Source organism: Isoptericola luteus, assembly GCF_020297055.1.
GTDB lineage: Bacteria > Actinomycetota > Actinomycetes > Actinomycetales > Cellulomonadaceae > Isoptericola > Isoptericola luteus.
Map to the genome: position 1 here is coordinate 40,978 of NZ_JAIXCQ010000008.1, position 19,120 is coordinate 60,097.

General features: G+C 71.2%; 21 protein-coding genes and 1 tRNA gene. 13 read left to right on the forward strand and 9 right to left on the reverse strand.

The window, feature by feature from the left end; all coding sequences use genetic code 11:
- Positions 1–296: 296 nt before the first annotated feature.
- Positions 297–1,268 (reverse strand): helix-turn-helix transcriptional regulator, encoded by a 972-nt coding sequence (locus tag LEP48_RS12175; protein WP_225565869.1) that lies wholly within the window; start codon positions 1,266–1,268, stop codon positions 297–299.
- Positions 1,269–1,330: 62 nt separating this feature from the next.
- Here LEP48_RS12175 and LEP48_RS12180 point away from each other — a divergent pair, with 62 nt between their 5' ends.
- Positions 1,331–1,927, forward strand: a complete 597-nt coding sequence (locus LEP48_RS12180; protein ID WP_225565870.1) for an epoxide hydrolase family protein — start codon at positions 1,331–1,333, stop codon at positions 1,925–1,927.
- A complete protein-coding gene (locus LEP48_RS12185; RefSeq protein ID WP_225565871.1) occupies positions 1,924–2,442 on the forward strand; it encodes a hypothetical protein in 519 nt (172 codons plus the stop codon). The genes LEP48_RS12180 and LEP48_RS12185 overlap by 4 nt, the downstream gene beginning before the upstream one ends.
- Positions 2,443–2,595: 153 nt before the next feature.
- Here LEP48_RS12185 and LEP48_RS12190 read toward each other — a convergent pair whose 3' ends face one another.
- Positions 2,596–3,153, reverse strand: coding sequence for a hypothetical protein (locus LEP48_RS12190; protein WP_225565872.1), 558 nt, complete (start codon positions 3,151–3,153; stop codon positions 2,596–2,598).
- A 50-nt stretch (positions 3,154–3,203) separates the two neighbouring features.
- Here LEP48_RS12190 and LEP48_RS12195 point away from each other — a divergent pair, with 50 nt between their 5' ends.
- The 3 genes from LEP48_RS12195 to LEP48_RS12205 are packed head-to-tail and all read left to right on the forward strand — an operon-like array spanning position 3,204 to position 4,022.
- A complete protein-coding gene (locus LEP48_RS12195; protein ID WP_225565873.1) occupies positions 3,204–3,380 on the forward strand; it encodes a hypothetical protein in 177 nt (58 codons plus the stop codon).
- Positions 3,377–3,568, forward strand: a complete 192-nt coding sequence (locus LEP48_RS12200) for a hypothetical protein (RefSeq protein ID WP_225565874.1) — start codon at positions 3,377–3,379, stop codon at positions 3,566–3,568. The genes LEP48_RS12195 and LEP48_RS12200 overlap by 4 nt, the downstream gene beginning before the upstream one ends.
- Positions 3,528–4,022: a Fic family protein gene (locus LEP48_RS12205; RefSeq protein WP_225565875.1), complete on the forward strand. Its 495-nt coding sequence runs from the start codon at positions 3,528–3,530 to the stop codon at positions 4,020–4,022. The genes LEP48_RS12200 and LEP48_RS12205 overlap by 41 nt, the downstream gene beginning before the upstream one ends.
- Before the next feature lie 886 nt (positions 4,023–4,908).
- Here the strand turns inward: LEP48_RS12205 and LEP48_RS12210 are convergent.
- Positions 4,909–4,992 (reverse strand) — tRNA-Leu (locus LEP48_RS12210).
- A gap of 236 nt (positions 4,993–5,228) precedes the next feature.
- Between LEP48_RS12210 and LEP48_RS12215 the strand changes: the two genes are divergently transcribed.
- From LEP48_RS12215 to pknB, 7 genes are read left to right on the forward strand one after another with little or no spacing between them, the layout of a single operon-like run.
- Positions 5,229–5,948: an FhaA domain-containing protein gene (locus LEP48_RS12215; RefSeq protein WP_225565876.1), complete on the forward strand. Its 720-nt coding sequence runs from the start codon at positions 5,229–5,231 to the stop codon at positions 5,946–5,948.
- A 10-nt stretch (positions 5,949–5,958) separates the two neighbouring features.
- Complete coding sequence (locus tag LEP48_RS12220) at positions 5,959–6,453, forward strand: FHA domain-containing protein FhaB/FipA (protein ID WP_225565877.1); 495 nt, start codon at positions 5,959–5,961, stop codon at positions 6,451–6,453.
- A gap of 7 nt (positions 6,454–6,460) precedes the next feature.
- Positions 6,461–7,837 carry a PP2C family protein-serine/threonine phosphatase gene (locus tag LEP48_RS12225; RefSeq protein ID WP_225565878.1) on the forward strand — a complete coding sequence of 459 codons (1,377 nt, stop codon included), beginning with the start codon at positions 6,461–6,463 and terminating at the stop codon, positions 7,835–7,837.
- Positions 7,834–9,405: an FtsW/RodA/SpoVE family cell cycle protein gene (locus LEP48_RS12230; RefSeq protein ID WP_225565879.1), complete on the forward strand. Its 1,572-nt coding sequence runs from the start codon at positions 7,834–7,836 to the stop codon at positions 9,403–9,405. Before LEP48_RS12225 ends, LEP48_RS12230 begins: the two co-directional genes overlap by 4 nt.
- Positions 9,402–10,862 carry a peptidoglycan D,D-transpeptidase FtsI family protein gene (locus LEP48_RS12235; RefSeq protein WP_225565880.1) on the forward strand — a complete coding sequence of 487 codons (1,461 nt, stop codon included), beginning with the start codon at positions 9,402–9,404 and terminating at the stop codon, positions 10,860–10,862. Before LEP48_RS12230 ends, LEP48_RS12235 begins: the two co-directional genes overlap by 4 nt.
- Positions 10,859–12,469, forward strand: a complete 1,611-nt coding sequence (locus LEP48_RS12240) for a serine/threonine-protein kinase (RefSeq protein WP_225565881.1) — start codon at positions 10,859–10,861, stop codon at positions 12,467–12,469. Before LEP48_RS12235 ends, LEP48_RS12240 begins: the two co-directional genes overlap by 4 nt.
- Positions 12,470–14,512, forward strand: coding sequence for a Stk1 family PASTA domain-containing Ser/Thr kinase (gene pknB / locus LEP48_RS12245; RefSeq protein WP_225565882.1), 2,043 nt, complete (start codon positions 12,470–12,472; stop codon positions 14,510–14,512).
- 118 nt (positions 14,513–14,630) lie between these two features.
- Here pknB and LEP48_RS12250 read toward each other — a convergent pair whose 3' ends face one another.
- The 4 genes from LEP48_RS12250 to LEP48_RS12265 are packed head-to-tail and all read right to left on the reverse strand — an operon-like array spanning position 14,631 to position 17,064.
- A complete protein-coding gene (locus tag LEP48_RS12250; RefSeq protein WP_225565883.1) occupies positions 14,631–15,305 on the reverse strand; it encodes an aminodeoxychorismate/anthranilate synthase component II in 675 nt (224 codons plus the stop codon).
- Positions 15,302–15,469 carry a hypothetical protein gene (locus LEP48_RS12255; protein ID WP_225565884.1) on the reverse strand — a complete coding sequence of 56 codons (168 nt, stop codon included), beginning with the start codon at positions 15,467–15,469 and terminating at the stop codon, positions 15,302–15,304. The genes LEP48_RS12250 and LEP48_RS12255 overlap by 4 nt, the downstream gene beginning before the upstream one ends.
- On the reverse strand, positions 15,470–16,336 hold the full coding sequence (locus LEP48_RS12260) for a class E sortase (protein ID WP_225565885.1): 867 nt from the start codon (positions 16,334–16,336) through the stop codon (positions 15,470–15,472). It abuts the gene before it with no gap.
- Positions 16,333–17,064, reverse strand: a complete 732-nt coding sequence (locus LEP48_RS12265) for a DUF881 domain-containing protein (protein WP_225565886.1) — start codon at positions 17,062–17,064, stop codon at positions 16,333–16,335. The genes LEP48_RS12260 and LEP48_RS12265 overlap by 4 nt, the downstream gene beginning before the upstream one ends.
- 155 nt (positions 17,065–17,219) lie before the next feature.
- On the opposite strand from LEP48_RS12265, the gene LEP48_RS12270 reads away from it, so the two are divergent.
- Entirely contained in the window at positions 17,220–17,480 is a 261-nt protein-coding gene (locus LEP48_RS12270) for a cell division protein CrgA (protein WP_225565887.1), read from the forward strand.
- A gap of 71 nt (positions 17,481–17,551) precedes the next feature.
- On the opposite strand, the gene LEP48_RS12275 is transcribed toward LEP48_RS12270, so the two are convergent.
- Positions 17,552–18,235 (reverse strand): rhomboid family intramembrane serine protease, encoded by a 684-nt coding sequence (locus LEP48_RS12275; RefSeq protein WP_225565888.1) that lies wholly within the window; start codon positions 18,233–18,235, stop codon positions 17,552–17,554.
- Positions 18,236–18,518: 283 nt separating this feature from the next.
- Entirely contained in the window at positions 18,519–19,058 is a 540-nt protein-coding gene (locus LEP48_RS12280) for a peptidylprolyl isomerase (protein WP_225565889.1), read from the reverse strand.
- Between the last annotated feature and the right edge of the window lie 62 nt (positions 19,059–19,120).

Sequence of the window (19,120 nt, forward strand, 5' to 3'; positions counted from 1 at the left end):
CGCGGCTTCACCAGGTTCGACGCCAGGAAACAGGGCTCGCGCCGCCGCACGCGGCCGGATCGCATCGTGCGTGGTTCCGGAAACTCGCTGACCAGCACGTCCGCGGCTAGGGCACCGGTGCCAGGCACACCCAGATCGGCCGTCTAGGCACACTCCGCTCGACTTCTAGGAGATGGATGCCTCCTGCCCCAGGTCGCCGAGGTAGTCGGCGACCCGATGACCGTAGCCTCGGTCGACGAGCCGGAGCGGGCGCACGAGAACGGCGTACGCGAAGCGTGAGGGCAAATGTCCAGCACTTACCGGTCGGGGGTGGGTGGGGTCGAGCGCGCGTAGCGCGCGGTCAGACGGCGGAGGTATGCGACGAGCTCCGGCGGTCCGGTGATGTCGAAGTCCGCGTCGAGCAGTCCCAGGTACACGCCGAGCGTCTCCACGGTGTCGGCTCCGGTGTCCAGCACGCACGTCTGCTCGTCGATGCGTTCGACGACGCCGGCCGCCGGGCTGATCCGCATCCCCACCACCTCGGCAGGGGCGTGCACGGTGACTCGCGTCCGGTATCGCCAGGCGGCGGCGGAGACCCGGCTCGACACGTACGCCGCGACGTCGTCGGGCAGCTCCCGCGGGGCGAACCGCGGACCGGTAGGGATGCGCGGCCGCATCCGGTCGACACGGAAGGTCCGCCAGTCGTCCCGGTCCAGGTCCCACGCGAAGAGGTACCAGCGGCGGCCCCAGTTCACCAGCCGGTACGGCTCGACGGCGCGGACGGTGGCCGCGCCGGAGTTGTCCGCGTAGTCGAACCGGAGCCGCTCGCGGTCGCGGCAGACGGCGGCAATCGCCATCAGGACCTCCGTGTCGACGGTCGGTCCCGTGTCGTCGCGGGGCACAGGCACCGTATAGGTCTGCAGCGTGCTGACCCGGCGGCGCAGCCGGGATGGCAGCACCTTCTCAAGCTTGGCCAGCGCCCGGAGCGACGCCTCCTCGATCCCCGCGATGGCGCCACCCGTGGCCGTGCGGAGTCCGACGGTGACCGCTACCGCCTCGTCGTCGTCGAGCAGCAGCGGCGGCAGGTTCGCACCCGCGCCGAGGCGGTAGCCGCCCACGTTCCCGCGTGTGGCCACGACCGGATAGCCGAGGTCCCGCAGACGCTGGACGTCGGCGCGCACGGTCCGCCCGCTCACCCCGAGCCGCTGGGCCAGCTCGGGACCGGCCCAGTCGCGCGGGAGCTGGAGGAGCGAGAGCAGGCGCAGGAGCCGCGCAGAGGTTTCCAGCATGGCCCAAGATTCGCATTCTATGAGGAAGCAAGTCCTCCTGATGGGCCGCCAGAGTGGGATCCATGGACATCAACGAGTACCGCATCGACATCCCCCAGGCCGACCTCGATGACCTCGACCAGCGCCTCTCCCGCGTGCGCTGGACCAACGAGCTGCCCGACGGCGGCGCCGACTACGGCGTGTCGCTCGAGTACCTGCAGGGTCTGGTCCGGCGCTGGCGCGAGGAGTACGACTGGCGCCGCTGGGAGGCGCGGCTCAACCGATACCCGCAGTTCACCACGACCATCGACGGGCAGAACGTGCACTTCATGCACGTCCGCTCTCCCGAGGCGGATGCGACTCCCCTGCTGCTGACGCACGGCTGGCCGACGACGGTCGTCGAGTACCTGGACGTGATCGACCGCCTGAGCGACCCGCGAGCCCACGGCGGCGACCCGGCCGACGCCTTCCACCTGGTGATCCCGTCGGTGCCCGGCTTCGGATTCTCGGGCCACACCACCGACCGGGGCTGGAGCCGGTACCGGATCGCGAAGGCGTGGGCCGAGCTGATGCACCGCCTCGGGTACGAGCAGTACGGCGCTCACGGCAACGACGGTGGCTCCCTCATCTCGCCCGAGGTCGGCGCTGCGACCCCGAGCACGTCCTCGGGGTGCACGTGACCCAGGTCTTCTCGTTCCCCTCCGGCGATCCCGCCGAGCTGGAGAACCTGTCGCCGGAAGACCGGAAGAATGTCGAGTTCCTGGCGTGGTGGCTGGAGAACGGCGGTGCGTACGACAAGCTGCAGTCGACCGCCCCGCAGACGCTCTCGCACGCGCTCGCGGACTCGCCGGTGGGACAGCTCGGCTGGAACGCGCAGCTGCTCGGCCCGAACCTCGACCCCGACTATGTGCTCACCAACACGATGATCTACTGGCTCACCAACACGGCGGCGTCGTCCGCGCGTCTCTACTACGAGGACTTCCACGCCACGGACAAGCCGACCGAGCCGACCACCGTGCCGCTGGGGCTGGCCAACTTCGCCTGGGACTTCCACTCGATCCGCGCGTTCGCCGAGCGGGACCACAAGAACATCGTGTCGTGGAACGTCTACGACACCGGTTCCCACTTCGCGGCGCACGACGCGCCCGACCTGCTGGTCGACGACATCCGCGGCTTCTTCCGCAGGCTGCGCTGAGGGCCGGTTCCCGGCCCACCGGGAGGAGCTGACTCGGACTGAGGGCGGCTGAGGGAACGGGAAGTCCGCTCCACGTCGTGACCAGCCGCAGACCTCAGAACCAACGAAGATCGCCGAGGCCCGCCCCAGCGACACCAGACACCCGGCGACAACTCACACCACCGGCATCGCGCCGCCCGGAAACGCAGAAAGTCCCGGCCAGGAGGACCTGACCGGGACTTTCTGAAGGGTTCCGGCTCTGAAGCCGAAACCCTCCCCACGTGGGTGGTTCCCGAAAGTCCCTGACCAGCACGTCAACCACCAAGAACTGCACGCCAGGCACACCTCCGAGGCCCTCCCAGGCACACCTCCGGCATCGGCCATCTGACCCGGGGTAACGACGATCTGGACGCGGGCTGCGAACTCGGCCTCATCGGCGAACACCGCCAGAAGCCTGTCACCATGCAACCAGCCGAGCCGACTGTCGATCACACCCGCCGGATCCTCGATGTGCAGCGGCGCCTCGAAGACGAGGTGTGGCAGGACGAGACCCGGCAGGCCCTGCCAAACCTCGCATGTGACCGGCCCGCCGACACCGGGCCTCACGGCGAAGATCTTCGAGCCAGAATCGACGTTCCAGAGCCTCTCCTCTGGAGCCCAGTCAGAGACGTCGCCGTCGGGCTCCCGCAGGATGCTCAGCGATTTGACCTCCTCGTACGACGCGACGTCCATGCCAAGGAGGTGTCGGGGTCAAAGGCACTGGGATCGGCGCTATCTTGGAGATGACCGTGATGGAGGTGGGCCAGGTGGCCAAGAAGATCAGTGCGAGCGGCGCCGCACGGGCAGCCGTCCGCTCGACGAGAGCGTCGGCGGCGCTCGAAGGTCGCGTCGTCAAGTCCACGAAGCGCTCCACGGTCACGGACCGCTACGTCGCCGCGCGCCCCGCACGCACGAAGTGACCGGCCTCGACCCGGACTACGGCAGCACGCCGCTCGACTTCGAGGAGCTGGACGCCCTCCTGCCGGATGTCGCCGAAGCGATCGGCGACCCGCTGACCAAGGCCTCGGTCTACGAGCTGGAGCAGGCTTACGAGGACGCCGTGCGCAGTGCCTTCACGCTACGCGCCGCTACGCGCCGCGGCGGGTGAGCTGCTTCTGGCCGACCTGCTCACCGACCGAGCGCTTCGAGACCTGCATGCTCGCCTTTACGAGAACGTCTGGACCTGGGCGGGCCTGTACCGTCAACGCGAGCTCAGCATCGGCATCGACCCCGTGATGATCGCCGTCGAACTGCGGTCCACGCTCGAGAACCTGCTGTACCGCTGGGAGCACACCTCGGATTGGACCGCCAAACAGCTGGCGATGGCAACACACGCTGAGGCCGTGCGGATCCACCCGTTCGTCGACGGCAACGGCAGGTCCACCCGCCTCCTGGCCGACCTCGTCCTCCTCGCGGCGACGCCCGACGACGAGCCAGCGGTCGTGCTCGACTGGGACCTGGACAAGTCGCTCTACATCCCGGCACTGCGCCGGTTCGACCAGGCTCGCGACCCCAGCGAGCTCACAGACCTGGTCGACCTGGTCGCGGTCGAGGAGGACTGAACGCCACCGACCACGCCGCCGGGAACGACGAAACCCCGACCAGATGAACCGGTCGGGGGTTTCGGGAACGGGTGGCTCCCTGATTCGGGAACTACCTCCACGTGGGTGGTTCCGGGAACCCGCTGACCAGTCAATTCGCTGCGATAGTGCCGATGCCAGGCACATCCCGAATGACCTTCTAGGCACACCCCTAGCGGTCCGATGCGGGAAGCGCCTCACGCCCCGAGGCGCTCGATCGGGAACCACGTGGATAGATCCCACCACTTGCACCCCGGAGGTGCTCTGCGGCTGCGGCCTGACGGTCACCATCGCTAACACCGATCTCGAGCGCGACCGCCAGCGCCACCTGTGGCAGACCAGCGAGTGGGGGCGCTCCTACGACCGCCGCACTCTCGTCGAGGGCCTCTTCGGCAACGTGCGCTACAACGCCAGCAACATCAACCGCGGCTACCTACGCGTCCGCGGCTTCTTCGGCACGGCCTTCCTTCTGGCCCTGGCGATGCTGGGGCTACAACGCCAAGCGCCTCCACCAGTGGTACCTCGAGCGAGATCGCCCCGACCCCTGGCAGGTCGAGCTCGGCGAAGAACCTGAGGCGATCACCCCCGATCCGATCTACCGCACCCGCGGACCCTGACCGCACCGAGCACCACAGCCCACGGCGCACCCGCCGTCACCACCACGAAAGACCATCGGGACCCCGCACGTCCCGAACTGCCCAGTTGACGCCGACGCCCGCCCTTGGCAGCCAGAACCAGCACTAGCGACGTGCCACGAGCGCCTCGCGGCCAGCCACGAACCACCCAGAAACGACAAATCTCCCGCCCGGATCACTCCGGACGGGAGATTCGTTCACACCTGAGCCGTTCCAAGGAAACGGCCCCCACGTGCGCGAGGGGGGAGTTGAACCCCCACGCCCTTTCGGGCACACGGACCTGAACCGTGCGCGTCTGCCTATTCCGCCACTCGCGCGTGCTGCAGAACATTAACACGGCGACGGGGGCGCTCCCCAATCCCTGGGGGCACAGGGGCGCACGTCACACGGCGTCCCGTCGGGAGGCGCTCCGTGACCCCGTCGTGACCGTCCGGGACGGGGTCTGCGCCGACCGTTCGCAGGAAATCCACACCGCACTGGGAGGTCCTGCTGCGCTGCTGCCTACGATCTAGATAGTCTGCCCGCGGATGTTCGGGCGGCGGGAGGAGGTGGCATGGGTGCCTTGGAGCGCTTCGAGAGCAGCGTCGAGCGCATGATGAACAACGCGTTCGCGAAGATCGGTCGCAACAGCGAGATCAAGGCGGTGGAGCTGGCGAGCCGGCTGCGCCGCGAGATCGACGACCGTGCGGCGGTCGTGGGGCGCGACCGAACGGTCGTGCCCAACGAGTTCACCATCGAGCTGTCACCGGCAGACTTCGAGCAGATCGACGCCTGGGGTGCGGAGACGCTGGCCGACGAGCTCGCCACCAACCTCACCGAGTACGCGGTCTCGCAGCACTACGCGTTCGTGGGGCCGGTGAGCGTCTCGTTCGAGGAGCACGAGGACCTCGCGGGCGGACGCTTCCAGCTCCGCTCCGCCACGGTGCGCGGCAACGTCGCGCCTGCCACGTCGGCCGCTCCTTCCACCCGGCACCCGCTGATCGATATCGACGGGCAGCGCTACCTGCTCACCGGCCCCGTCACGGTCATCGGCCGCGACGCGGAGGCGGACATCGTCGTCGACGACCCGGGTGTCTCCCGTCGTCACCTGGAGATCCGCGTGACGCCCGACGGCGTGGTGGCCACCGACATGGGGTCCACGAACGGTCTGTTCGTCGAGGGCCACCAGGTCCCCGCCGCGACCCTCCTGGACGGCAACACCCTGACCATCGGTCGCACCCGCATCATGTTCTGGACCGGCAGCGGTGCCGGCCAGCCGAACGAGGACTGGTGATCTCCCGAGGATGAGCGAGCTGACGTTCACCCTGCTGCGGCTGGGCTATCTCGTGCTGCTGTGGGTGTTCGTGCTCACCGCCATCGCGGTGCTGCGTCGTGACCTGGCGCCACGCGGCGCACCGCGCGGCACGCGGTCGGACCGGCGCCGGGAGGCGGCTCCCACCCCGGGTGCGGCGGCGAGCCCCGCCGCCCCCGCCAAGCCGAAGCGGGGCGCCCCCACGCGACTCGTCGTGACGGCCGGGCCGCTGCTCGGCACGACGCTGCCGCTGTCGACGGCGTCGATCCTCATCGGTCGCGCCCCGGGCTGCACGCTGGTGCTCGACGACGACTACTCGTCGTCGCGGCACGCGCGCATCTTCCCGCAGGGGGACCAGTGGTTCGTCGAGGACCTGGGCTCCACGAACGGCACGTTCATCGGGGACACCCCGGTCACCGGCCCCATCCCGCTCGCCCCGGGGGTCGGCGTCCAGATCGGCCGGTCCGTCGTCGAGCTCCAGGGATGAGCGCCCCGTGACACTCACCCTGCGCTACGCCGCCCGGTCCGACGTCGGGCTCGTGCGGTCCAGCAACCAGGACTCCGCGTACGCCGGCCCGCACCTGCTGGTGGTCGCGGACGGCATGGGCGGGCACGCGGGCGGCGACGTCGCCTCGCGGCTCGCCATCAACGCACTCGCCCCCCTGGACCGCTCGGAGCACGGCCCCGAGCAGGCACTGGCCGACCTCGAGCACACCGTCGAGCGGGCGCGCCAGGACCTCGTGCGCGCGAGCGAGGCCGACCCGGACCTCGTCGGCATGGGCACCACCGTCACGGCGTTGCTGCACACCGGTTCCACGCTCGCGATGGCGCACCTCGGCGACTCGCGCGCCTACCTGCTGCGCGACGGCCGGCTCTCGCAGGTCACCGTCGACCACACGTTCGTGCAGCACCTGGTCGACACGGGTCGCATCTCGCCCGACGAGGCGGAGCACCACCCGCAGCGCAACGTGGTCATGCGGGTGCTGGGCGACTTCGACGTCGACCTCACCCCCGACATGTCCGTGCGCGAGGCCCGGGCGGGCGACCGCTGGCTCCTGTGCTCCGACGGCCTGTCCGGCTTCGTCACCCCGGAGCAGCTCACCGAGGTGCTCGCCGACTCGGAGACGGCCGACGAGGCCGCCGACCTGCTCATCACGCTCGCCATGACGGCGAGCAGCACCGACAACATCACCGTCGTCGTCGCCGACGTGGTGGACTCCGGCGAGGAGGCCGTCCCGGCGGCCGACTCCGAGGTCCAGGTCGTGGGCGCCGCGGCGACGGGCGAGCTGCCCCCGCTGGCCGACCCGCACCCGGACGACGCCGACCCGGCCGCGACGGCCATGGACCCGGACGACGACGACCTCGACGACGAGGACGCGGAGGACGACGACGTCCGCCCGCGGCGCCGCGGACGCCCGTGGCTCACCACGCTCGTCGTCCTCGCGCTGCTCGGCGGCGCCGCATACGGCGTCTGGGCGGCGTACGGGTGGACGCAGCAGCAGTACTACGTGGGTGTCGCGGACGGCGAGGTCGCCGTCTTCCAGGGCATCCCGGCCAGCGCCGGCCCCCTCACCCTGTCCACCGCGATCGAGCTGACGGGGACGCCGGTCGACGAGCTGCCGGACTACTGGGCCAACCAGCTCGACGGCTCGATCCGCGCCTCCTCGGAGGCCGACGCCCGCGAGCGCGCCGAGCGGCTCATCGCCGAGGCGCAGCCGGAACCCGAGGTCACGCCCAGCGTGAGCCCCACGCCCGCCACCAGCCCGTCGCCGAAGTCGTCCCCGAAGACGGCGGACGAGCAGCCCGCGGCGGACGAGACGTCGCCCGGACCGACCGGCAAGGGCCGCAACAACGAGGGATCGAGCGAGTGAGCACGGTCGAGGATTCGCAGGCCGCCCGGACGGTCGCACCGACGGAGCGTCGTCCCGCCCGGGTGGCGGAGCTGTTCCTGCTGGTCCTGGCTCTCGCGGCGGGGATCACCGCGTTCGCCACGGTGGGCAACGCCCTCACGGGCGAGCTGCCGGAGGACTTCTGGCTGAAGAGCTTCCTGCTCGCCGCCGCAGGCCTGGGCATGCACGTGGTGCTGCGCCTGCGCGCACCCTGGGCCGACCAGGTGATCCTGCCCTCGGTCGTGTTCCTGAACGGCATCGGGCTGGCGATGATCCTGCGCCTCGAGATGTCCGGCGCGTCGAACATGCGGGGTGCGAACGCCTGGTCCGGCCTGATGTACACGGCGCTCGGCGCGGCGGTCGCCGCCGTGCTCATCTGGTTCCTGCGCGACCACCGGTGGATCCGCCGGTTCACCTACACGGCCATGCTGGTGGGGCTCGTGCTCGTGGTGCTGCCGCTGTTCCCCGTCATCGGGCAGGAGATCAACGGGGCGCGCATCTGGGTCCACCTCGGCGGCATGTCCATGCAGCCGGCGGAGTTCGCCAAGATCGCGTTCGCCGTCTTCTTCGCCGGGTACCTCGTGGCCAACCGGGACACTCTCGCGCTCGCCGGGCCCAAGGTCATGGGGCTGCAGCTACCGCGCATCCGCGACCTGGGACCGATCCTCATCGTGTGGGCGGCGTCGCTCGGGGTGCTGATCTTCGAGCACGACCTGGGCACCTCGCTGCTGTTCTTCGGGCTCTTCGTCGCCATGCTGTACCTCGCCACCGAACGGTTCAGCTGGGTGCTCATCGGTCTGCTGCTGTTCGGGGCCGGCGCCATCGCGGCGTCGAGCATCTTCACGCACGTCGCGGCGCGCATGGAGGTCTGGCTGCACCCCTTCGACGCGGCCCTGTACAACGCGCCGGGCGGGTCCTTCCAGATCGTGCAGGGCACGTTCGCCCTCGCCGCCGGCGGCATGTTCGGCACCGGCTGGGGCGAGGGCGAGCCGTACCGCGTGCCCTTCGCGTACTCCGACTTCATCTACTCGTCGCTGGGCGAGGAGCTCGGCCTCACGGGCCTGCTCGCGATCCTGCTGGCCTACCTGCTCATCGTGCACCGCGGCCTGCGGACCGCGATCGCGGTCCGCGACGGGTTCGGCAAGCTGCTGGCCGGCGGTCTCGCCTTCGTGATGGCGCTGCAGATCTTCACCGTCGTCGGTGGCATCACCCGCATCATCCCCCTGACGGGCCTGACCCTGCCGTTCATGGCGCAGGGTGGCTCGTCGCTGCTCGCGAACTGGATCGTGATCGCCCTGCTCCTGCGCGTCTCAGACATCGCCCGCCGTCCGTCGTCGCTGCCCGTGCGCGGCACGGTCGCCGCCGGCGGTGCCATGCACGACCCGATCGTCGTCGGCGCCGCCGGGGGCACGCCCGGCACCGGCACGCCGGTCGCCGGCACCCCCGTCCGCCGCTCGGCCGGCGAGGTGACCGGAGCGGCGCCGTCGTCGCACCCCACCGAGATGATCACGCCGGCGCAGCCCGACACCCGGCCGGGTGAGCGCTCGTGAACACCACCACGCGCCGGCTCGCGAGCGTCGTCATGGTCATGTTCCTGGCTCTGATGGTCTCGACCACGTGGATCCAGTTCTTCCAGGCCGACGAGCTCAACGACGACAACCGCAACATCCGCAAGCTCCACGCGCAGTTCGGCACGGACCGCGGGCCCATCGTCGTGGGCGGGGACGCCATCGCGCTCTCCACCCCTGTGGACGACGAGTTCGGCTACCAGCGCGAGTACACGGACGGCAAGCTCTACTCGCCGCTGACCGGGTTCTTCTCCCTGGTCAACGGCACCACCGGTATCGAGGACGCGAAGAACGACTTCCTCAACGGGCAGGCGGACGCGCTCTGGGTGGACCGTCTGCAGAACCTGCTCACGGGCGCCACCCCGCAGGGTTCCTCCGTGGAGCTCACGATCGACCCCGCGGCGCAGAAGGCCGCCTGGGACGCGCTCGGCGACCAGCGCGGTGCCGTCGTCGCGCTCGACCCGTCGACGGGCGCCATCCTCGCGATGGTGTCCAAGCCGTCGTTCGACCCCAACGAGCTCGCGACGCACGACACGAAGGCTGCGAGCGACCGGTACACCGAGCTCCTGAACGACGACAGCAGGCCGCTGATCAGCCGCGCGACCGCGGAGTCGTACCCGCCCGGATCCACGTTCAAGCTGGTCACCACCGCCGCCGCGCTCGAGAGCGGCGACTTCACGCCGAGCACCGTCGTCGACGCCCCGTCGACGTACACCCTCACGGGGACGTCGACCAAGGTGGGCAACTACGCCGGTACCTCGTGCTCAGGCTCGGGCGAGATGTCGCTCGCGGACGCCGTGCGGATCTCCTGCAACACGACGTTCCTCGGCCTCGCCGGCGACCTCGGCGACGAGGCGATGCAGGAGCAGGCGGAGAAGTTCGGGTTCAACGAGCCGTTCTACGTCCCGTTCCCGGCAGCGGCCAGCGGCTACCCCACGCCGCCCGACACCGCGGCGCTCGAGCTCAGCGGCATCGGGCAGGGAAGCGTCAAGGCGACCCCGCTGCAGATGGCGATGGTCTCCGCCGCCATCGCCAACGGCGGCGAGCTCATGGAGCCGTACAGCGTGGACAAGATCCGTGACGCGCAGCTCGAGGTCGTCGAGGAGACGTCTCCGACGAGCCTCGGCCAGGCGGTCTCGGAGAAGACGGCCGAGCAGCTCACCGACATGATGGTCAGCGTCGTCGAGGACGGCTCCGGGACGACGGCGCAGATGTCCGGCGTCTCGGTGGCGGGCAAGACCGGCACGGCACAGCACGGTGCCGACACGTCCAAGACCGACCCGCACGTCTGGTTCACCTCCTTCGCCCCCGCGGACGACCCGAAGGTCGCCGTCGCCGTCGTCGTGGAGAGTGGCGGCGACCTCGGCGGGCAGGCCACCGGCGGGTCCGTCGCGGCCCCCATCGCCAAGGCCGTCATGGATGCGGTGCTGAACGGATGAGGCCGACGGTGGGGCTCGCGCTCGGCGACCGGTACCGGCTCACGCGCCGGATCGCCGTCGGCGGCATGGGCGAGGTGTGGGTCGCCGACGACGGCTACCTCGGTCGCGAGGTCGCCGTGAAGGTGCTGCGCGAGGAGTACACGGGCAACGAGGACTTCCTGCGCCGGCTGCGCACCGAGGCCCGCAACAGCGCGGCGCTCAGCCACCCGAACATCGCGCAGATGTACGACTACGGCGAGCAGGACGGCGCCGGGTTCCTCGTCATGGAGCTTGTGCTCGGCGAGCCGCTCGCGGACCTGCTCGAGCGCGAGCCGGTGGTCTCCCCGCGCAAGCTGCTGCCGATCCTCGCGGCCACGGCCCGCGGCCTGCACCACGCGCACCTGGCGAAGGTGGTGCACCGCGACGTCAAGCCGGGCAACATCCTGCTGGAGCACGGCGGGAACGTGAAGATCACGGACTTCGGTGTCTCCCTCGCCGCGAACCAGGCACCGATGACCGCGACTGGCATGGTGATGGGCACGGCCCAATACCTCTCGCCGGAGCAGGCGGTGGGCCAGGCGGCCACCGCCGCCTCCGACCTGTACGCCCTCGGGATCGTCGCGTACGAGGCGACGGCCGGGAAGCGGCCGTTCACCGGCTCCACGCCCGTGGACATCGCCGTCGCGCACGTCAACGCGCAGGTCCCGCCCCTGCCGACGCACGTGCACCCGGGTCTGTCGTCCGTCATCGAGCGCATGCTGGAGAAGGACCCGTCCCGCCGTCCCACGTCCGCCGCGAAGCTCGCCGACGAGCTCGAGGAGCTCGCCCGGGACATCGCGCAGGACCCGCTCGGCGCCAGGTCCCGCGCGGCACGGCGTGCCGCGTCCACCCGCAGCCCGGGCGCCCGCGCCCCGCGGCCGGTCCCGGCGCACGCGGCCCCGTCCGGCGGGCAGGCGGGGCCGCCCACCCCCGTGTCGCCCACACCCGCCGTGGAGCGTCCCCGCGGGGCGCCCTTCGCCCCCGCCGCGCGCTCGGGCGCCCCGTCCAAGGCGCCGTCGGACGCGCCCTCGACGACGGACCCGGACCTCGATGACGCCGTGGACGCCGCCCCGGAGCCGCGCGCACGGGCGTACCCGCTGCGTCGCGACGTGCGCGCCGGGGCCCACGATCAGCGCCGGCCCCAGACTCCCCGGAGCGCGCCGTCGGCCGCCGCCCCGCCCAAGCGCACGTCCACCACGACCGGCCAGCGGTTCGGGCCGCTGGGCCGCATGTCCTGGCCACTGCTCGCCCTCATCGGCCTGCTCGCGGTGCTGCTCCTCGCCACCCTGGTGCAGAGCCTCACGTCCGGGGACGGCTCGGCCGCGGCCGTGATCCTCGCGCTGCCCCTGGCCTCGGCCCGCCGACGCCTGCATACCCCCTATGCTGCGGAGGCAGGCCCGCCGTCGGGCCCGCACGACACCGGCCCGCACCCGGCCGGCTCCCTCACGACCGGTTCGACGGCGGCCGGTACGACGATGTCCGGCCGTGACCACACGACCGTGCACGCGAGCGTCGGTCCCGACTCTGGGATGATGCTCCGAGAGCCGTCGCGCGCCCCGCGCGCGACCATGACCGAGAAGGACATCTGAGTGGTGGACAACACGCCCCGGGTACTCGCGGGCCGGTACGAGGTCGGTGAGCTCATCGGCCGCGGTGGCATGGCCGAGGTGCACATCGGGCACGACACCCGCCTCGGTCGCACCGTCGCGATCAAGGTCCTGCGGTCCGACCTCGCGCGGGACCCGTCGTTCCTCGCCCGCTTCCGGCGCGAGGCGCAGTCCGCGGCCGCGCTCAACCACCCGGCCATCGTCGCGGTCTACGACACCGGCGAGGACACGCACACGGACACGCAGGGCGCGTCCGTGCACGTGCCGTTCATCGTCATGGAGTACGTCGAGGGCCACACCGTCCGCGACATCCTGCAGGACGGCGCGGCCGTGCCGATCGAGGAGGCCGTGGAGATCACGGCGGGCATCCTCAGCGCGCTCGAGTACTCGCACCATGCCGGCATCGTCCACCGCGACATCAAGCCCGCGAACGTCATGATCACGCCCACCGGCGCGGTCAAGGTGATGGACTTCGGCATCGCGCGTGCCATGGCCGACTCGGCCGCGACCATGACGCAGACGCACGCCGTCATCGGCACCGCGCAGTACCTCTCGCCGGAGCAGGCTCGCGGCGAGCAGGTCGACACCCGCAGCGACCTGTACTCCACCGGCTGCGTGCTCTTCGAGCTGCTCACCGGCCGACCGCCGTTCATCGGCGACTCGCCCGTCGCCGTGGCGTACCAGCACGTGGGGCAGGCCCCGCAGCGGCCGAGCGAGATCGCCTCCGACGTGCCGGAGGTGCTCGACCGCGTCACCCTCAAAGCGCTGACGAAGGACCGTGAGGCGCGCTACTCCACCGCGGCGGAGTTCCGCGCCGACCTCGAGTCCGCGGTGCGGGGCGGGGCGGTGACGGCGCCGCTCATCGGCGCTGCCGCGGCCGGCGCCGCGACCACCCAGCTCATGGGCCAGCAGGGGGCGGGCACCCAGGTCATGGACCCCGCCTCCCCGTGGGGATCCACGGGCGCGCTCGGGGTGACGCCGGACGGCGCCCCTGGCGAGCCGGAGGAGGAGAAGAGCCGCAAGGGGCTCATGTGGGCGCTGATCGCGATCGGCGTGATCGCCATCGCCACGCTCATCACGATTCTCGTCATCAACGGCGGTGACGACACGCCCGAGACCGTCGCCGTCCCGGTGCTCGAGCAGACGATCACGCCGGCGGAGGCCAAGGAGCGGATCGAGGGGGCCGGACTCGTCTACGACGAGGCCCGCGACACGGACTCCACCGAGAAGGAGGACACCTTCCTCGGCCAGAGCCCCGAGGGCGGCGCGACCGCCGAGAAGGGCTCCACCGTCACCGTGACCTTCTCCGCGGGCCCCAACACCGTCGCCGTCCCCGAGGTCGCCGGACTCTCCGAGGACGACGCCCGGGAGGCGATCGAGGAGGCCAACCTCGTCGTCGGCGACGTGGAGCGTGAGGACAGCAGGTCCGTCGAGGAGGACGACGTCATCCGGACGGAGCCCGAGGAGGGCAAGGCAGTCACCGCGGGCGACTCGATCGACCTCTTCGTGTCGACCGGTCAGGTCACCCTGCCGAACCTCGTCGGCAAGTCGGAGTCCAGCGCCACGGCGGCGCTCGACGAGCTCGACCTCGACGCACAGACCAGCACCGAGGAGAGCGACGAGGAGCCGGGCACCGTCATCCGGCAGGAGCCCAGCGCCGGGTCGGTACCGCAGAACTCCAGCGTCCGGCTCATCATCGCCAAGGAGGCCGCCCCGGAGACCAGCCAGGTCCCCAACGTGGTCGGGATGACGAACGAGGAGGCCGTCGAGTCCATCGGGGGGAGCGCCCTGAGCCCCTTCCCGTCGACGGCACCGTCCGACACCGTCTGCCCCAACATCGTCATCAGCCAGGACCCGGAACCCGGCACGGAGCTCGAGCTGAGCAGCCGGGTGAGTTACGTCGTCTCGACCGGCCCGGGCGAGAACTGCGGTGACGACGGCGGCGGGACCGACCCGTCCGGCCCCCCGGACGACGGCGGCGACGACGGCGGTCTGCTCGGTTCCGGCACGGAGGACCAGGGCTAGCACGAACGACCGGAACGACGCGGCGCCCGGATCCTGAGGTCCGGGCGCCGCGTCGTTCCGTGCTGCGTCGTTCCGTGCTGCGTCGTTCCGTGCTGCGTCGTGGCCGGGCGGCGAGCGGTCAGCTCTGGTGGACGAGGGGGGCCATGCCGCGCGACCGCTCCACCGCGCCATCGTCCCCGCACACGGCGAGCCAGTTGGCGAGCAGCCGGTGGCCGCCCTCGGTGAGCACCGACTCCGGGTGGAACTGCACCCCGTGGAGCGGCAGCTCCCGGTGCTGCACGCCCATGACGACTCCCGACGCCGTGGTGCCGGTGACCTCGAGCTCGGCCGGCACCGTCTCCGGGAGCACGGCGAGCGAGTGGTAGCGGGTCGCGGTGAACGGCGTGGCAAGACCGTCGAGCACCCCGTCGCCGTCGTGCTCCACGAGGCTCGTCTTGCCGTGCATGAGCTCGGGCGCGTGCGCGACGGTGGCCCCGTAGACCTCGGCGAGCGCCTGGTGCCCCAGGCAGACCCCGAGCATCGGCGTGCGCGACCGCGCGCAGGCGCGGATGACGTCCTCCGACGCGCCGGCCTCCTTGGGCGTACCCGGACCGGGCGAGACGAGCACGCCGTCGAACGCCGTCCCGTCCTCGTCGTGGAAGACGCCGTCCGCGTCGGGCTCGGGCACGGCGTCGTTGCGCACGACGACCGTGCGTGCCCCGAGCTGGTCGAGGTAGCCGACGATCGTGTAGACGAACGAGTCGTAGTTGTCGACCACGAGGATCCGCGGTCCGGTGACGGGGGCTTCGGTCATGATGTGCTCGCCTCGACGGTGTTGTCGTTCATGGGGACGTACTCGGAGGCCCACGGGAACACCCACTCGAAGCAGGCCGCCACGAGCGCGACCACCAGCACGAGCAGGATGACCACCCGCAGCCACACGGGACCGGGGAGTACACGCCAGAGTGCTCCGTACACCTAGGACACCTCCTGGAGGGGCGTGGTGGCCGCGGCCGTGCCGGACGGCTCGATCCCGGCGTCGAGCAGCTCGGCCGGCGTGCCCTCCTCCACGGGCGCCCAGTAGTCGAGCTCGCCGTGCACGATGTAGCGCTGGGCCGCCGAGTACATCGGGTGGCACGCGGTCATGGTCATGAACCGCTGGGTGAGCTCCGGGATCTCCTCGCCGGGCATGAGGCCGGGCACCGGGGAGATCACCTCGATCTGGGACGGGTTGACGATCTGGTGGCTCGTGACCCGGTAGACGTACCAGGTGTCTGCGGTCCGGACCACGAGCGGGTCCCCCTCGGTGAGGTCCGCGACCTGGTGGTACGGCTTGCCGTACGTGGTGCGGTGCCCCGCGGAGGCGAAGTTGCCCACGTCCCCGGGCATGGCGGTCTCGGGGTAGTGCCCGATGCCGAGGCGGTCGAGGATGCTCGCCTTGTCCACCCCCTGGGCGATGGGCTCGACATAGTCCTCGCCGAACCGCGGCACGTAGAGCTTGGCGAAGACCTCACCGGTCTCCGGCTCGTCCATCACCGGCGGGTCCTCGCGGTGCTCGGACGCGACGGCAGGACCGGCGTCGTCCTCCACGATCACGGGAGGCTCGGGCCACTCGAGCTCGGCCAGGACCTGCTGGTGCACGCGGTCGGCCTGGACGTCCGTCCACCACAGCTGCCAGACGACGAACAGGCCCAGCACCACGCCCGCCGTGATGAACAGCTCGCCGATCACGCCGACGACGGTGCTCACCGCGCCGCGCCGCGGCGCCGGGCGCCCGTGCAGGGCTGAGCTGGCGCGCGGGCTCGGGCCGCGCGCGTGGGCGGGGGCGCGCCGGCCGTCGCTCACGAGAACACGTCCGTGTCGTCGGGGGCCGTCGCGTACTGCAGCTCGGAGCTCCCGGTGTACGCCGGGAGCTCGAGGTCAGTCGACGACGCGACCGACCAGCCGAGGGCGACCCAGTCCACGTACTGCCGGTAGATGTCCACACCGGGGGAGGCGTCGAGGGCGGCCTGGAGCTGGTCCGGGTCGCCGACGGCCTCGATGACGTACGGCGGGGAGAAGACCTTGCCGTGCAGCAGCAGGATGTTGCCGGAGCACCGGAACGCCGAGGTGGAGGTGACCCGTTCGCCCTGGAGCGTCATCGCCTCGGCGCCGCCGGCCCACAGGGCGTTGATGACGTGCTGGATGTCCTGCTGGTGGACGACGAGGTCGTCGACGCGCACGCCGGAGATGGACCGGCTCGACGCCGGGGCGTCGTCGAGCGAGACCGTCAGGCCGGGGCCGTCGACGGGCAGCGCCCCGGAGACCACCGACTCGCGTGCGACGAGGTTCGCGGCCCGCTCGGGCAGGTCGGCGTTCGCCTGCTCGCCGAGGTCCTCGATCTCGGCCTCGAGAGAGTTCATCCGGTCCGCGAGCTCGCTGACCCGCTCGGACTCGGAACTCACGACCTCCGCGAGGTCCTGCGGGGCGCGGCTGTCACCGGCGTCGGCAAGCCGCGCGCTCGTGCTGAAGAGCAGCCCGGCAGAGGCCAGGACGCACGTGACCGACAGGGTCGACCGCAGTCGTCGGTTCATGTGGGCCCCTTTCTGCCACGCTCGCCGGTTGTTCCGGACCGGACCACCGGTCCCGCAGGGTCCTGTCGACGACTACGCTAGTCGACGGAACCGTAGACGTCGGCGGGCGACCGCCCTCCGACCGTCGCCCCGCACGCCCGGACAGGAGCCTTCCCGTGCCCGAGTCGAAGTCCCGCAAGAAGAAGGTCGTTCCCGCCGGTCCGGCGGAGACGGCCTCGGCCAAGCCGCAGGGCAACCCGCGCTGGCTCGTGCCCACCATGCTCGGCCTCATGCTGGCCGGTCTCGCGTGGATCGTCACGTACTACCTCACCGCACCCGGCATGGGCCTACCCATCCCGGCGCTCGGCGGATGGAACCTGGCGGTCGGCTTCGTGCTCATCATCGCCGGGTTCGGTCTCACCACACGCTGGCGCTGACGCGCCCCGGTCTACCGTCGAGAGTTCCACGGGTGTAGTTCCACAGCTGTGAGCAACCCTGTGGACGACGGTCAGAGCAGGCCGATGGACGTGTACTTCCAGACCGTGGCGGCGACGAGGACGACGCCGACCAGAGCGGGCACCGCCCACCCCACGAGCCGCTGGCGTTCGCGGGGCGCCCAGGCGTAGGCGGCGCCGATGGCGAGCCCGACGACGAGCCCGCCCACGTGCGCCTCCCAGGCGATCCCGGGGACGAAGAACGGGATCGCCATGTTGATGGCGATGAGCACGACGATCTGCGTCGCACTGCGCCCCGTGCGCCGCAGCACCGGGATGATCGCGCCGAACAGGCCGAAGACGGCGCCCGAGGCCCCGACCACCTCCGTGGTCCAGCCCTCGTAGGTCGGCGGGGTCAGCAGCAGCACGCCCACCGAGCCGCCGACGGCGGCCAGGACGTAGAGCGCCACGAAGCGCGCCCTCCCGAAGGCCTGCTCGAGGAACGGCCCGAGGAGCCAGAGCGCATACATGTTGAACAGGATGTGCATGATGCTGGTCGAGTGCAGGAACGCCGCGGTGAGGAACCGCCACGGCTCCACCGACCCCGCGTACGGGCTGTAGGCCCACTGGGATGTCCACAGGCCGGCGGTCACGAGCTGCAGCACCCAGCTCACGACGCAGATCCCGATGATCGTCAGGGTGACGACCGGGCGACCGCCCCGGACGGTCCCGCCGAAGATCGTCCGCGTGGCCGGCATCTGGCGCGCGGCCTGCGCCACGCAGTCCACGCACTGGATCCCCACGGCCGCGGGCCGCTGGCACTCGGGGCACGTCGGCCGGCCGCAGCGCTGGCAGCGCACGTAGGAGACCCGGTCGGGGTGCCGCGGGCAGACCGGCGGCGCCCCGGCCCGGCCGGGCTGCGCGGCGGGTGGCGGTGTCGAGATGGCTCGGCCCTCCGGGTCGATCCCGTGGTGAGCGGGCGTCGGGCCCGCTTCCGATCCCGGAAGCAGGCCCGACGCCCCCCACAGCGTGAACGGGGTGTCAGTCCTCGATGGTGACGCTGTTGATGACGATGTCCGTCTTCGGGCGGTCACCGGGGCGCGTCGGCGTGTTGCCGATCGCGTCGACGACGGCGCGGGACTCGTCGTCCGCGACCTTGCCGAAGATCGAGTGCTTGCCGGTGAGCCACGGGGTCGCGGCCGTGGTGATGAAGAACTGCGAGCCGTTGGTGCCCTCGACCGCGCCCGTCACGGGGTTGCGGCGCTTGCCCGCGTTCGCCATCGCGAGGATGTACTTCTCCGTGAAGGCGAGCTCCGGGTGGATCTCGTCGTCGAAGGTGAACCCGGGGCCGCCCGTCCCGGTGCCCAGCGGGTCCCCGCCCTGGATCATGAAGTTGTCGATGACACGGTGGAAGATCACGCCGTCGTACAGGGGGTCGTTCCGCTCGGCGCCCGTGCTCGGGTCCGTCCACGTCTTGGTGCCCTTCGCGAGACCGACGAAGTTGTCGACGGTCTTGGGCGCGTGGTTCGGCAGCAGCTCGATCCGGATGTCACCGGCCGTGGTGTGGAGGGTTGCGAACATGACGTCATCCTCTCACCGATCACCCCTCGGCCGCGTCTGCGCACCTCCTCCACGGACCCGCC

Coding starts and splice junctions, on each gene's coding strand:
- LEP48_RS12175 (WP_225565869.1), bottom strand. CDS start 1,268: ATGCTGGAAACCTCTGCGCGGCTCCTGCGCCTGCTCTCGCTCCTCCAG.
- LEP48_RS12180 (WP_225565870.1), top strand. CDS start 1,331: ATGGACATCAACGAGTACCGCATCGACATCCCCCAGGCCGACCTCGAT.
- LEP48_RS12190 (WP_225565872.1), bottom strand. CDS start 3,153: ATGGACGTCGCGTCGTACGAGGAGGTCAAATCGCTGAGCATCCTGCGG.
- LEP48_RS12195 (WP_225565873.1), top strand. CDS start 3,204: ATGACCGTGATGGAGGTGGGCCAGGTGGCCAAGAAGATCAGTGCGAGC.
- LEP48_RS12215 (WP_225565876.1), top strand. CDS start 5,229: ATGGGTGCCTTGGAGCGCTTCGAGAGCAGCGTCGAGCGCATGATGAAC.
- LEP48_RS12220 (WP_225565877.1), top strand. CDS start 5,959: ATGAGCGAGCTGACGTTCACCCTGCTGCGGCTGGGCTATCTCGTGCTG.
- LEP48_RS12240 (WP_225565881.1), top strand. CDS start 10,859: ATGAGGCCGACGGTGGGGCTCGCGCTCGGCGACCGGTACCGGCTCACG.
- LEP48_RS12250 (WP_225565883.1), bottom strand. CDS start 15,305: ATGACCGAAGCCCCCGTCACCGGACCGCGGATCCTCGTGGTCGACAAC.
- LEP48_RS12265 (WP_225565886.1), bottom strand. CDS start 17,064: ATGAACCGACGACTGCGGTCGACCCTGTCGGTCACGTGCGTCCTGGCC.
- LEP48_RS12275 (WP_225565888.1), bottom strand. CDS start 18,235: ATGCCGGCCACGCGGACGATCTTCGGCGGGACCGTCCGGGGCGGTCGC.
- LEP48_RS12280 (WP_225565889.1), bottom strand. CDS start 19,058: ATGTTCGCAACCCTCCACACCACGGCCGGTGACATCCGGATCGAGCTG.